Annotated in this window: 14 protein-coding genes; 1 reads left to right on the top strand and 13 read right to left on the bottom strand. The window is 59.5% G+C overall.

From position 1 onward, the window contains the following. Position 1: 1 nt before the first annotated feature. The 13 genes from OG203_RS34905 to OG203_RS34845 all read right to left on the bottom strand — a co-directional run bounded on the left by OG203_RS34905 (position 2) and on the right by OG203_RS34845 (position 11185). A complete protein-coding gene (locus OG203_RS34905) occupies positions 2–220 on the bottom strand; it encodes an MbtH family protein (RefSeq protein ID WP_405161473.1) in 219 nt (72 codons plus the stop codon). Positions 221–421: 201 nt separating this feature from the next. Next, entirely contained in the window at positions 422–547 is a 126-nt protein-coding gene (locus tag OG203_RS34900) for a hypothetical protein (protein ID WP_405161472.1), read from the bottom strand. Then, positions 541–1530 (bottom strand): 2,3-diaminopropionate biosynthesis protein SbnA, encoded by a 990-nt coding sequence (gene sbnA / locus OG203_RS34895; protein ID WP_405161471.1) that lies wholly within the window; start codon positions 1528–1530, stop codon positions 541–543. The genes OG203_RS34900 and sbnA overlap by 7 nt, the downstream gene beginning before the upstream one ends. Before the next feature lie 440 nt (positions 1531–1970). After that, on the bottom strand, positions 1971–3035 hold the full coding sequence (locus tag OG203_RS34890; RefSeq protein ID WP_405161470.1) for a fused (3R)-hydroxyacyl-ACP dehydratase subunits HadA/HadB: 1065 nt from the start codon (positions 3033–3035) through the stop codon (positions 1971–1973). Positions 3036–3391: 356 nt separating this feature from the next. Then, entirely contained in the window at positions 3392–4411 is a 1020-nt protein-coding gene (locus OG203_RS34885; RefSeq protein ID WP_405161469.1) for a beta-ketoacyl-ACP synthase 3, read from the bottom strand. 823 nt (positions 4412–5234) lie between these two features. Continuing rightward, a complete protein-coding gene (locus OG203_RS34880) occupies positions 5235–5492 on the bottom strand; it encodes an acyl carrier protein (protein ID WP_405161468.1) in 258 nt (85 codons plus the stop codon). 46 nt (positions 5493–5538) lie between these two features. Continuing rightward, positions 5539–6492, bottom strand: a complete 954-nt coding sequence (locus OG203_RS34875) for a beta-ketoacyl-ACP synthase 3 (protein ID WP_405161467.1) — start codon at positions 6490–6492, stop codon at positions 5539–5541. A 34-nt stretch (positions 6493–6526) separates the two neighbouring features. Next, on the bottom strand, positions 6527–7279 hold the full coding sequence (gene fabG / locus OG203_RS34870) for a 3-oxoacyl-ACP reductase FabG (RefSeq protein ID WP_405161466.1): 753 nt from the start codon (positions 7277–7279) through the stop codon (positions 6527–6529). Between the two features lie 67 nt (positions 7280–7346). Then, on the bottom strand, positions 7347–8726 hold the full coding sequence (locus OG203_RS34865) for a condensation domain-containing protein (protein ID WP_405161465.1): 1380 nt from the start codon (positions 8724–8726) through the stop codon (positions 7347–7349). A 282-nt stretch (positions 8727–9008) separates the two neighbouring features. After that, on the bottom strand, positions 9009–9800 hold the full coding sequence (locus OG203_RS34860) for a BTAD domain-containing putative transcriptional regulator (RefSeq protein WP_405161464.1): 792 nt from the start codon (positions 9798–9800) through the stop codon (positions 9009–9011). A gap of 54 nt (positions 9801–9854) precedes the next feature. Further along, a complete protein-coding gene (locus OG203_RS34855) occupies positions 9855–10382 on the bottom strand; it encodes a hypothetical protein (protein WP_405161463.1) in 528 nt (175 codons plus the stop codon). 73 nt (positions 10383–10455) lie between these two features. Continuing rightward, positions 10456–10671 (bottom strand): hypothetical protein, encoded by a 216-nt coding sequence (locus OG203_RS34850; protein WP_405161462.1) that lies wholly within the window; start codon positions 10669–10671, stop codon positions 10456–10458. A 190-nt stretch (positions 10672–10861) separates the two neighbouring features. Beyond that, positions 10862–11185, bottom strand: a complete 324-nt coding sequence (locus OG203_RS34845; RefSeq protein WP_405161461.1) for a LysR family transcriptional regulator — start codon at positions 11183–11185, stop codon at positions 10862–10864. A gap of 742 nt (positions 11186–11927) precedes the next feature. On the opposite strand from OG203_RS34845, the gene OG203_RS34840 reads away from it, so the two are divergent. Continuing rightward, positions 11928–12572, top strand: coding sequence for a nucleoside deaminase (locus OG203_RS34840; RefSeq protein ID WP_405161460.1), 645 nt, complete (start codon positions 11928–11930; stop codon positions 12570–12572). Positions 12573–12911: the final 339 nt, after the last annotated feature.

Raw genomic sequence — 12911 nt, 5'->3', positions numbered from 1 at the left:
CTCAGCCGACGGCGTTTTGCTCCATACGACGGCGCAGGCTCAACGGACGCATATCGGTCCATACCTCGTCAATGTGGTCGAGGCACTCCTGCCGGGAGCCTTCCTTGCCCTCGACACGCCAACCGGCCGGCAGCTCACGGTCGGCCGCCCAGATCGAGTACTGCTCTTCATCGTTGATGACCACGCGGTGAGTACGGTCGTCCTGCTGCTTGTCAGCCATGGTTTTCTCCTGACATACGTTGGATATTCTTTGGGCATTTACTGAGCGACTAGTGCTGCTTGGAGAGTCGTCGCCCCCAAGTGGGAAACTTCGCCGAAAGACCGTGCAATCCAGGAATCGGAATAGATGGGGCTCAGGTACCGATAACCCTCTTCTGGGAAAATGGGGACGCAGTTGGAGCCCACCGATTTCTACTTCTATTCAGATAACGGCGAGTTCACGGACAAGTTGGGACGGCAGGAAGCTGTCGAATTCGATACCCACGCCCAGAGCACGCTCGGTGTCGATGACCAGGCGGCACAGGGCCCCATGCCCAACGATCAGCATGGGAGGGCATCGTGTAGCTCCTCGGCCTGCGAGAGGTTCAGATTCCGATCCACCCAGTCATCCGAGTAAACGGTCTGTAAGTACCGGTCACCACGGTCCGCCAGAATCAGCACACAGTTGGACCCGGCCGGGATCTCCCGCACCTTGCGCAGCAACGCGGCCATCACCGCTCCTGAGGACGCGCCTGCGAGGATCGCCTCGGTGGCGACCAGCCGTCGGCAGGCGGTGACGCACTCGGCGTCGGTAACGTGCATGACTTCGTGTGCGACGTTTGGGTCAAACAACGCGGGCCGAATTGCGGCACCATGCCCGGGCAGCAGCCGTTTCACGTGAGGTTGCCCGCCGAAGATGTGGCTACCTACCGCGTCCACCGCGACCAGCCGGGTTGACAGCGACTGCGCGGCAACGTACTGGGCGCATCCACGTAGAGTGCCGAAGGAACTAACGGCCGAAAACAGGTAGTCGACCTGTCCGCCCATAGCGGACACGATCTCGTGCATGGTCTGCTCGTGGGCACGTGGGTTGAGCTGGTTGGCGTACTGGTTGGGCCAGTATGCTCCGGGCAGCGTGCCGACGAGTTCGCGAACCCGTCGAATGCGCGCCGGGAGGTACTCCCCATCGGCATCCGGCCGATTCACCATCTCCACTTCGGCGCCGTACGCGTGCAGCATGCCGATGTTGTGGGAGTTGGTTTTCGCGTCAACTACACAGACGAATCTGATGCCGTGATAGCCGCAAATCTGGGCGAGCCCGACAGCGAGGTTGCCGGAACTGGACTCGACCACGGTAGACCGGCCGGAGATCAGCTCACCGGAAGCGATCTTGTCGGCCAGCATGCTCAGCGCGGAGCGATCCTTGATGCTGCCGCCGGGGTTGGCCATTTCCAGTTTCGCATAGATGGAAAAGTCAAGTCCTGACGACAGTTTAACCAATTCCACAAGAGGCGTCTCGCCAATGGTAGAGAGAATCCCCTTATGTTTCACGCCCATTAGAATCCCCCAGTCCGTTGTAATTGCCCTGTGATCACAGCTTGATGCCAGCGCCTATACGGGCCCCATACTCCCTCTACTTTTAGGTAAATCCCCTGTATGGGTAGCGGGCCTGGGGCTCGCTGGGGATGCGCGTGCGCACGACCGTACGGGAACGGGTTGACCATCAGCCCCTGCCGCCCTCGAGATGAAATCCATAGAAGCCGCGTACCACCGTCTCCGAATGCGCCCTCATGGACGCGATACTGGATCTGCCCAGCGCCGGCGCCGTCACAGCCGCTCTCATCCTCGCCGTGTGGTCAGATCCGCGCCAAATCAAAACCAAGGCCGGGCTGGCTAAGATCACCGAAACATGCAATTGCCCGGTGACCAAATCGAGCGCATCGAACAGATACCACACATAGTGACATCACGAAACTGAGCTTGGTAACCGCTCAGGGCGAGAGCAGAACCTCGGCGAACGCCCGGCCGAAGAGTTTCTCCCCCGCCGCACGAACACCCAGCACCACTGTGGCGACATTGCTCTCGGGGCCAAGGGCCTGGATACGCCCATCGAGCTCGAGCTCTATGGGGACCCGTTCCTCGACCTGCGCCAACCGAGAGAACCGCACGCTGAACTTCTGGATGGCAGTCGGATCGTCCAGCCACGACGTCAGATATCCGGCGGTCAGCCCCATGGTCAGCATTCCGTGCGCGACTACCGTCGGCAGTCCGGCGAACTGAGCCGCCGCGTCGCTGAAGTGGATCGGGTTTGGGTCACCGGATACGCCGGCGTAATTGACCAAATCGCCGCGAGCGAGCCGGATCGTCCGCAGCGGCAACACGTCGCCGACAGCCAGTCGACCGAATCGCGGCACTGTGTCAACGCTGGTCCCCCTGCGTGATTCGGAGACGTCAGCGACAGGGTTCGCCGCGGCAGCGGTGATCGGAATCAAAACTGGCGCCAAGTCATCGGTAGCATTGCTATGCATGACCACGCCCTCGACGAGCTGCGCGATGTCCGAGAGCACTTTCTCTCCCCGCCGGGCCACGATAGTCGTCGACGCCACCTGGACAACCGCCCCGGCATCGTCGGTGATGGTGAATCCAACGACCACGAAATCCGCGTCGCGTACAGAGCGGATCGACTCTATCGTCACCATGCTGCGCAACCGATCGCCCGCGACGACAGGCCGATGAATCTCGAATATCTGATCAGTATGCAGCACCTGAGACAGATCATAGTCGGTGAGTACCGTATTCAACAGTGCCTGTATGCCGGTCATAACAATAATCGAGGAGAAGGTGGGCGGTGCAAGCACGCTGGTGTAGCCGAGTTGTCGAGCATGGGCCTCGTGTCGATGTGCCGGGTGGCGATTCTGTACAGCCCGAGCGAATTCGCGAACCTTCTCCCTGCCCACCTCGTAATGGTCGCGCACCTGGAAGGTTCGGCCGGCCAGCGCCTGTGCTCGGGGCAACGTGTCGGATTCCGGGTTCGGCAATTCTGTTCCTCTCCTCACCTGTCGACAGAGTCCTCGGCCCAGGGCTCGATCGGTGGGGTGATCGCCTCCGACTCTCTCCGGCACCGATCCACTTCCGGCTCCACACCGGTTGTAGGACAAGCTCTTCCACACAAACTCGCAGTGCGTTTCGGCTGGGAAGGGCCTCCCAGTTTCCCGCCGCCGCCATCTAGGCTTTCCGCGCCCTCTCTCGCCGGGGAGTCCTTGACGTCTGCATCTCCAGGATCGTCACCGCTCCTATGGCCTTCACTGTGAATCGGTCCGGACTCACACGAGCCGGCGACAACAAGCTTCCGACCAAGTTCATGACCGCAACGCGACACCTCCTGATCTCCGAGGCCGCACCGGCTGGAGCACTAGGGGATCGTCACCACCTGAGCGGCGTGAACCAGCCCGGAACCGAAGCCGATGATCAACGCCAGATCTCCTCGGGAAACAGCATCGTCGGCTCTCAGAGCGTGCATGGCCAAGGGGATCGAGGCCGAGGAGGTATTGCCCTGGGTCACGACGTCCTGAGCAATGGTCACAGAGGACGGTAGCTTCAATGCGCGGGTCAGGGTCTCGGTGATCCGCAGGTTCGCCTGATGAGGGACGAAAGCTCCCAGGTCATCCGGGGTGACCCCGGCCGCCTCCATCGCCCGCTCGGCCACCGGAACCATGGCACTCGTCGCCCAACGGTAGACGTCCTGACCGAGCATGGATAACGCGGGGAAGCGGAATCCGGGCTGCTCGAACACCGACGGATCCCGCAACGCGTCCCATGGGGTGTGTTGCCAAACCACCGAGCTCTTCGAACCGTCCGAACCCCACACCACTGGCCCGATCCCTGACTCCGATGAAGACCCGACCACGACAGCGCCAGCGCCATCGGCAAACAGGAACGCGGTCCGGCGGTCTTCGAAATCGGTGACGTCAGAGAGCCGCTCAGTCGACACCACAAGGACCCGCCGCGCGGTGCCACCACACACCATGTCGCTAGCAATGGACACGGCGTAGCTGAACCCGGCGCACGCGGCACCCACGTCGAATGCGCCGACCCGTAAGCCGAGTTCGTGGGCGATCTGTGTGGATACCGACGGCATGCATCGCATGGAAGTGGTAGTCGTGACGATCACACAGTCGATATCCGCGCAGACGAGTCCTGCGTCGGCCACCGCAGCACGTGCCGCCGAAGCACCCATCTCAACCAGGGTTTCCTTCTCCGAGGCGTGTCGTCTGGCCATTATGCCGGAGCGCGACCTGATCCACTCGTCATCGGAATCGATGCGCTCACAGATCTCCTCGTTAGTCACTGTCCGATGCGGGCGATAAACCCCGAGCCCTTCAATGCGAGTGAATTGTGCATGATGGTCAGTCCGAATGCATCGTGGCGACATACTATTATTCAATCACCGTGTACCATACAATTTCCATATTCATTTGGGTAAGACCCACCGTTCTCCCCAGGACGCATGAGTACACCCCATGACGGCAAGCTGGCCAGGCGGCGTCGAGTAGGTGGATCAGGCGGCCCCCGACGAGTTCGAATCGGATGGAGGACCCGAGCGAATTGACTCGGTGCGCAATCGTACGAATTTCTATATCGGTCTCGGCGATCATGATCTCGACCACACCCCTAACGACGTCTGAAATGGTCCAGAACATCCGCTGAGCAGAGTCCGGCATTCCGATGACGTCGATCTCTGCCGTCGACTTCCCGCATCATGTACGTCGCTGTGGTCACAGCTGCTCGGGCGCAGCTCAATATTTCACTTGCCAGGGACAACTCGGATTGATTCAGCAATGCCACTCCGTCCATGGCACATCGAACAAGTTGAGTTGCCGCCGCAGTCAAGGGTTCGTCAGCTGGTATTGTATTCAACTTCTCATATGCACTGCGGAGTAAGTCTTCCACCTCTCCGAAGGAACTTCCAGACATCTCCAACTCTTTTCGGTCGCAGCACAGGAGCCGAGCCCGTCCTTGCGTTCGGCTACCCGCACTGGATGGTCGACCTTCGATTCGATGACAGTGATCCCGCAACCACATCGAATGTTAATCAATTGTTGACTTAAAGCCGCTCGACTATTCGGTCGTAGTCGAATCTCAACGTGTGGGCCACCTCAATATGATTGCGGACCTGCTTCGCGATGCGTTTACATGCCGCCCCGTGATCGGACCCACTTTAGACCCCCAGAGCTCGCGGGTTGAGCGAACTTTCATCACGCAGCCCCGGATTTATCGTTTTCGTGCTGCATGACGTAGTCAGCAAGGTCGGCGACGGTAGTCAGCTTCGGTAGGGCCGAGTCCGGAATCTCAATGCTGAACATAGATTCAGTCGCCACTACTAGGTCGACAGTGGTCAGCGAGTCGACGCCAGCCTCGGCGAAACCGATCGAGGCGTCGTTGTCACCTTCGTATTCGGGCACGAGCTTCTTAATAAGAGCGAAAATCTCGGCGACAATCTCGGTGCGTTTCATGGCTAATAACCCCATTACTGGATGTGTTGACTGAATAAACTGTCATCTATGACAAGCGGACGACCTGAGCTGCGTGGCTCAGGCCGGATCCGAACCCAATGAGTAGGGCCAAGTCCCCATATTGGACTTCGGAATTCTCATAAAGGCGGTGCAGGGCGAGCGGAATTGTTGCCGACGACGTGTTTCCGGTGTCGATGACATCCCGTGCCACCTGAGCGGAGACAAAACCCAGCCGCGATGCGAGCATATCCACGATGCGTCGGTTAGCCTGGTGCGGCACGAACCACTTGATCTCGCCGAGGCTCACACCGGCGAGTTCGCATGCATGCTTGGCAACTTCGGGCATTTTACTCGTGGCCCACCGATATACAATCTGACCGTCCATTGTCGCCAGGTCTTTGGTTCCTTCGCGCACCTGAATTTCGATCACCGATGCTCGTGAGCCGTCGCTGCCCCAGCTAACCGGGCCGATACCCCACTCATTGGACGGCGAGACGACAGCCGCGCCGGCGCCGTCGCCGAAGATGACGAAGGTGTCCGGATTTTCCGGGTCGATCACATCGGTCAGTCGTTCCGAGGATGTGATCAGCACGTTTCGCGCCTGGCCGACGGCCACTGCATTGGAGGCCATGGACAGCGCGTAGCTGAACCCTGCGCACACTGCTCCGAGATCGAAGGCACCAGCGGCCGGAATGCCCAGCCCAGTCGCGACTTGCGGCGCTCCAGCGGGAGCCAGCTGCCGCCTGGTTGCTGTGGTTAGGATGACCAGGTCTACCTCATCCGGGGCTACTTTCGCAGCTTCCAGGGCCTGTTTACCTGCGGCAATGGCCATGGAGACGACGTTTTCGGCCGCATCGGCGTGGTAGCGAGTCGCGATGCCAGTGCCGCCTTGAATCCATTCCGGATCCACTCCAGCTCTGGCTGCCAGCTCCTCGTTTCCCACCAGACGACCGGGACGATAAACGCCCAGGCCACTGATCCTCGTTCCCTTGACACTCACTGCATGCCCCCTGCCCGATCCGGTTCAGCCGGAGTCACAGCGTCACTCCACCATCGATCTGAAATACCTGGCCGGTGATGTACGAAGAGCGGTCGGAGGCCAGGAACACGACCAGCTCGGCGACTTCCTCGGCGGTGCCCGACCGTCCAAGAGTGATCCCGGCGAGTATCTTCTCGGTGCGTTCGGCGGTCAACACCGAACTCATGTCGGTGTTGACCAGGCCGGGTGCCACGACATTGGCCCGTGCGCCGTAGCGCCCGATCTCTTTAGCGAAGGACTTGGTGAACCCGATCATCCCGGCCTTGGATGCCGAATAGTTGGTCTGTGCGAAATTGCCATGAATACCGGCCACAGAGGACACAGTGACCAGCGAACCCGCGCGGCGCCGCATGAAACCACGCACCACGCTGCGAGCGATGTTGTAGAGCCCGGTGAGGTTAACCTCGATGACATCGTGCCAGTCCTGGTTGTCCATGACGACTAGGGGGCTGTCTTTGGTGATGCCCGCGCTGTTCACCACGGCAGCGATCGACCCGACGTTGCGCTCGACGTGCTGGACAAACTCCTGCACCTGGTCGAAGTCGGTAACATCTAGCTTTCGGGATACCACGTTGGCGCCTTTGTCGCTGGCCTCATCGACCACGGCCAGAGCAGCGTCGGTGTTAGATCGATAGACGAAAGCGACGTCGTAGCCATCCTCGGCCAGGCGGTTTACCACCGCCCGACCGATGCCACGCGATCCTCCGGTTACCAGAGCAACCGGTCTTCTCTGGGCTGGTCCAGACACATTAACCCCATGCTCGCTGGTTGTTTCTATTGTCGGGATCAGCCTGCGTCGTGGTTCGATACTGAAGCTATACGCCGGACGAGAAAGCCAGCAATCTGGCTTTTTCTGCCTGGTCCACCATGGACAACCGATCGATGAGCTCGTTGGGGTTGTTCACTGCTGCTTTGATCAGGGTGGTGTAGTGCCGGACCATCTGCTCTGCCGTGACCCTGGTGAAGATCTCATCATTGAACTTCAGTCGCCCCCGGACGGCCTGTGGGGTCTGGTAGATCTCTACCCCAAGGTCGAACTGGCCTTCTTGCTGTTGCAGGTTTAATGCTTCCAGCCGGTGGCCTTCGATTACGGTGTATGCCCCCGTACCTTCCGCAATCGCACGGATCACCTCGTTGTCCCGGCCGACAGCAAGCATCGTCATGAGCACCTGAACCAGCGGTGTTCTGCTGAGGTCACGGGGAACACCCAAGTCACCGGGAAGCAGAGAGAACGGGTACCTGGCGTGCTCGGAAGAAATGGCGATCTGCTCGGCGAGTGACTTACTGAGCTCGGCAACGGTCAGGTTCGCCCTGGGCCCGGCCTTGATCGGCATGGTGTTCACAAAGGGGCCGACTACGTGAGCATTTCGGCGGCCGCGGGTGCCAAAGGCCGAGCCGAGCACGAACTCACGTTGGCCGCTGTACCTCTGCAACAGGACAATCAAGGTAGTAAGCAGGAACGTGAACGGGGTGACACCGCACTCCCGGCAGACGGCTTTGAGATCGGCGACGAGCTGGTGGGAGAGGTCGAAATCGACGGTGTCACCGACTAGGCGGTACCCCGCGGGCCGCGGCAGATCGCCTGGCAAGTCCAGCACCGGATTGACGTCCTCGAGCAGCGACAGCCAGTGTTTGCGCGCGCTCGCGGCCTCCTCGCAGTCGAGCCACTGCCGCTCAGAGCGAACATAATCAGTGAACGAGTGCTCCACGGGAGGCAGTTCGAGGTCCGGTCTGATTGCACTGGTGATCAGATCCTCTAAGATCACGCCGAATGAAAGGAAATCCCCGGCGATGTGGTGCACCACCAGCACTAACAACGCTTCTTCCGCACTTCTGGCGACCAGCAAACAGCGTACGGGCAGTTGCTGACCGAGCATGAATGTGCGACGGACGAATTTCTGCGCCAATTCGTAGATCTGCTCGGTATTCAAAGTCGTTCCGTCGACGAGTTCCGGTTCGATTGCCGCGTCCTCGCTGATCACCCGATGAGCTCCAGCCGGGTCGGCGTGGAAGGTAGACCGGAGCAGATCGTGCCGGGAGAGCACCGTACCGATACCGCGTTGCAGTTGTTCAACGCTGATACTGGGGCAGACGATGAACCCTGCAGCCATGTTGTACGCGGCGCCGTCAGCCGCAACCGTGTTGAGCAGCAACGCCGATTCCTGCTGGACAGTGAGCGGCAATCCGGTAAGCATACATTCCCCTAAGTTTTATACGACAAACTGACTCAAAATGCTCCAACATTATGAGTTCAACACGATGATCGAAACCTGCGAATGACCGAGAGGGAGTCTTCACGCATGGCAGTTGTCACGCGACCGGTCAGAATCTCCCGGTGCGACACCCGAATTTCGGAAATTCACAGGGTGAGTCTCGACTTACCTATAAACTCCTCGGTCATTATGTGCATCGGGTGCCGACAGCGTCGGCTTCGCTCCTGCTCGAGCCGCATGCGGTGGCACCCTCCAGAACATCGATCACGAGTTCCGGAGGGCAATTGAAGTCCGCTCGGAGGGCAGTGCAGGCAGTGGGAGGAGCTTCGGATCGCCGTCGAGCACCGCCTGGAATGCCCGCACGAGATCGAAACCGGGGTCGACCCCCAGTTCCTCCGCGAGTAGAACACGCCCCTTTTCGTAGACGGCCAGCGCATCGGCTTGCCGGCCCGACTGGTATAAAGCAGCCATCAGCTGTACACGAAACCGTTCCCGGAACGGGAAGCGGTTGACGAGGCCGATGAGTTCCGGGATTAGTGTCCGGTGCAGGCCCAGCGCCAGCTCGGTGTCGATCCGGTACTCGGTTGTCGTGGTCCAGGCTTCCTCTAATATTGGTAGTTCTGTTTCGGTCAGATACTCCATGACATTGGTGAGCGCCGAACCGCGCCAGAGCCGGAGTGCTGCCCGAAGCGATTCCGACGCTTCGTCGAATAGCCCTGCGGCCAGCATGTGGCGACCCCGATCGGTCAGCTGCTCGAACACTTCGATGTCCACCCAGGCGTTCTTCGTGTTGATCTGATAGCCGGGGGGCTGGCGGATCAGATCGACATCCGGACTCAGGCGCTTCCGAAGCCGGGATATATACGTGTAGATCTGCGCATCCACCGTCGTCGGCGGACTCCAGCCCCACAGCAGGAAGCTGAGCCGGTCGTCAGAAACGACCTGCCCACGAGAGAGCAGCAAAGCTGCGAGCATCGTCTGTAATTTCTTTCCTGGTAACGCCAGCGCACGATCGTCTCTCGTCGCTATTACCGGACCGAGGATTCTCAGTTTCATATCGTCCCTCTTCTCTCGCGAACACAACAAGATTGTGTAATTCCAATACTGCCGTCACATGTTGCGTGCAATCCGCTCGGTCGATTGGAGATTCTCTCCAGTCGACCGCCTACGGAGTACGCCAGCAGTCTTGTGAGAGATTCCGGCGACAGCTGCGATAGCCCGATCCGACCACTGTGGATATAACGACAGCATACGGAGCGTGGCAACCTTCCGGTCGGCAAGCGACAACGGCAACCCGTGTGCGGTATTCAGTTTCATCGCCAGAACGAATGCCCCTGCGGGACCGCCGTCGAAAAGCGCCGCCGCAATGGTCGTTTCACCGCGCAGCTGAGCCGTACACAGCCGATGCCAGCCGTCCACGACATGCATCGTTTCCCGATGGATGACAATCGGGGGAAGCGCGGCCGCCGATTCGGCAAGCATACGTATCTGACTCGCGTTCACTCCTGCCGTTCGCGGCGGCGAATCCGACGGCAACGCATCGGAGATCGGAAGGTCGACGATATTCGAGCAGAACGGCATTTCATGGATTGATCTCGTCACGGAAAGGGTTCTCTCCGCGGACGAACCGACATTCATAGCATTGCTCATTGATCCCCCTGCGGATCCATAGGGTGAAGCCACCTAACCATGCTGCGGTCGAAGACCGGCGCTAGCCTCCTGTGAGAGATTCGGATTCCGACAGCAGAAGATCAAGTTCGTTCAGCTCGCGCTCGATTGCCCTCGCGGCATGGCGACATCCACTCATACGGAGTGTGGTGATGCGTGCGACCACAGCATCGGTCCCATAAGCGATAACGATATCCAGCAGGCTGATCCGGCCGGTGAATGTCATGTTGATAGTTGCCGAACTTGTACTGACAGTCACATTCTCCCCCATAGATGGAAATGACGGCTAATATGGAACGCTCACCGCCCAAATTGATTTCGGGCGACAAGCATGCGATCCAATCGTGTCGCCGCGACCTGTTTCGTGTTGGCTATATCCAATTGACTTGTGTAGCATGTAGATTGATAGTGCGTCTGAGCGGCGCACCGATCTCTCCCCTCCATATTGTTCAGATCGGTGCGCCGCTCAGACGCACTGTTCCGAACATAGGACTACCGATCGCCGGCGCAAGATACTGCGCATAACACTTGGCGAGCCGTTGAACCTCTGCGGCGTGCGCAAGCAGCCGTTTCTCCTCGGGCAGCAGTGCGCACCCGAGGAGATGAGCGCCATGCGCTGACGGCTGCGCTCGAACAGCGGGGTCGATCTCCCGCTCCAGCGCTCTGATGCTTGGCGACAGTCCCGGTTGGCTGATGAGCAGACGTTTAGCAGCCCTACCGAAGTTGAGTTCTTCAGCGACGGTTAGAAAATGACAGAGACTTCTCAGTTCCACTGCTTATCCTCCCCAAGCCGATGGTCGATCAGACGATACAAACAACGGATGCACGCCCGTGAGACGTATTCGGTCCAGTCACGGGTTGGTGGGCACGCGGGTGAGCGTTCCCTCCGAGAATTCCCATACGGGATATTTCGCGATGAACCGAGGGTTGGTGCGTGCGCAGGTGACGCCATCAGATGCGTCCAGCACCCAACCGGGTAACCATGGCCAACACCAGCGCAGTCAATCTGCCGTCAGCGTATTGCGAACATAGGATCGATGGAACAGCGCTCACCGCCCCATGCCGGGAAACTCCCTTTTCAGTGGGTTGGAACTAATGCCCGGACCGGCCGTCAACCGTCAACCTCCATGCCCGGACCGGGCACCACGCCGTCGACGAACTCAGCTAGGCGAACCTGCGGCTGGACCTCGATGACACTGGACCGTGCGACGCACTCATGTACCCAGGGTGTGCAAACGAAACGTGGCTGCATTCCTCCTGTTTCGTCTCAAAGTCGACCAGGGAAGTCTCGGGACGCATTCGTATTGGTGTTGTGCCGAAAGCTCGTCCGACACCGTGATTCAGGCCGATGGCCAGGCATCATCCGGGCTAGATCGTGCTGGGTCGAGGGTGGCGGTTGCAGTAACGCACCTGAGTTCACGCGGGGTTGTCGACCCGTTCGCACACCCATTTATGGCTCAGAGCCAGCCCGCCATCTACAGTCCCAACCGAGCATCAACTGGCAAACTATAAGCCATGGATCTAGCTACTTCCAATCCCTCCTCGTCATCGATCTCTCGGCGCACGGCGGCATTGGCACTAACCGCCTCGGTAACGGCACTGGTGACAGCCACCTCGAGCGCCAGTTCAGCGGCAGACACGTGCGACCTCGATGAGCCAACACGTATCGCCCTGAACCGGCTTGACAACTATCGGCCGACTGCGGCTGAATGGCAATTCCATGAACTGCAGATGACTCATGCGATCCGCAATGCGGCCAGTAACCCAAAATACCCGTTCGGCACCGTCATCGTCGACACCGGTGGACGACTAATGGCGGAAGGCGTTAATAACAGCTCGGTCCACCCGGGCTATCATGGCGAGGTTGTCGCCATCAATGCATACATCGAACAGTACGGAAATACCGGTTGGGCGAACACCATACTGTATACGACAGGCGAACCCTGCGCCATGTGCCTTAGCATGATCGCCTGGGCTCGAATCCCACGCGTGGTCTGGGCCAGCTCTGTCGATACGATCCGGAATTCAGGAATAGGCCAGATCGCTATCGGTGCAATCGAGCTTGCAGCACGGGCGCATGAGATTTACCAACCTGAATATCTATTGGGCGGTATTGGCGCCGAAGTGATGGACTTCGCATTCCAAACGCGTCCCCGATAATTCGATCATGTCTCCGTCTGCGCATTCGACGAAAGTCGTCATGTGCTATTAGCCCGAATCTTTCCCGCGGTTGACTTGCTGGCCTGAGTGATTTCGGATTGGTGTTTTACAGTCGGGTTTCGACCGTTGGGTCTGATCGGGTGGCCCGTTCAGCGGGTTGGCTGCCGGGTTCCACAAGCCCGGATGGTTGAACCTTTCGTCTGCGGTTTGGTGCTGGTCAGCTGGGTTGCAGGTGCCAGCACGGTGGTGCTCAGCGCGGTATGGGGCCAGTGCGCCGGGAACCGCAGGTGAGTCCGCCGGGCGTGGCGGGCCAGTCGTGCCGCGATAGGAGAACAGGTG

It is taken from the genome of Nocardia sp. NBC_01499 (assembly GCF_045040275.1).
In the GTDB taxonomy this organism is placed as follows: Bacteria; Actinomycetota; Actinomycetes; order Mycobacteriales; family Mycobacteriaceae; genus Nocardia.
The sequence above is the reverse complement of the archived record's forward strand: the minus strand, read 5'-3'. Positions and strand labels throughout refer to the sequence as shown.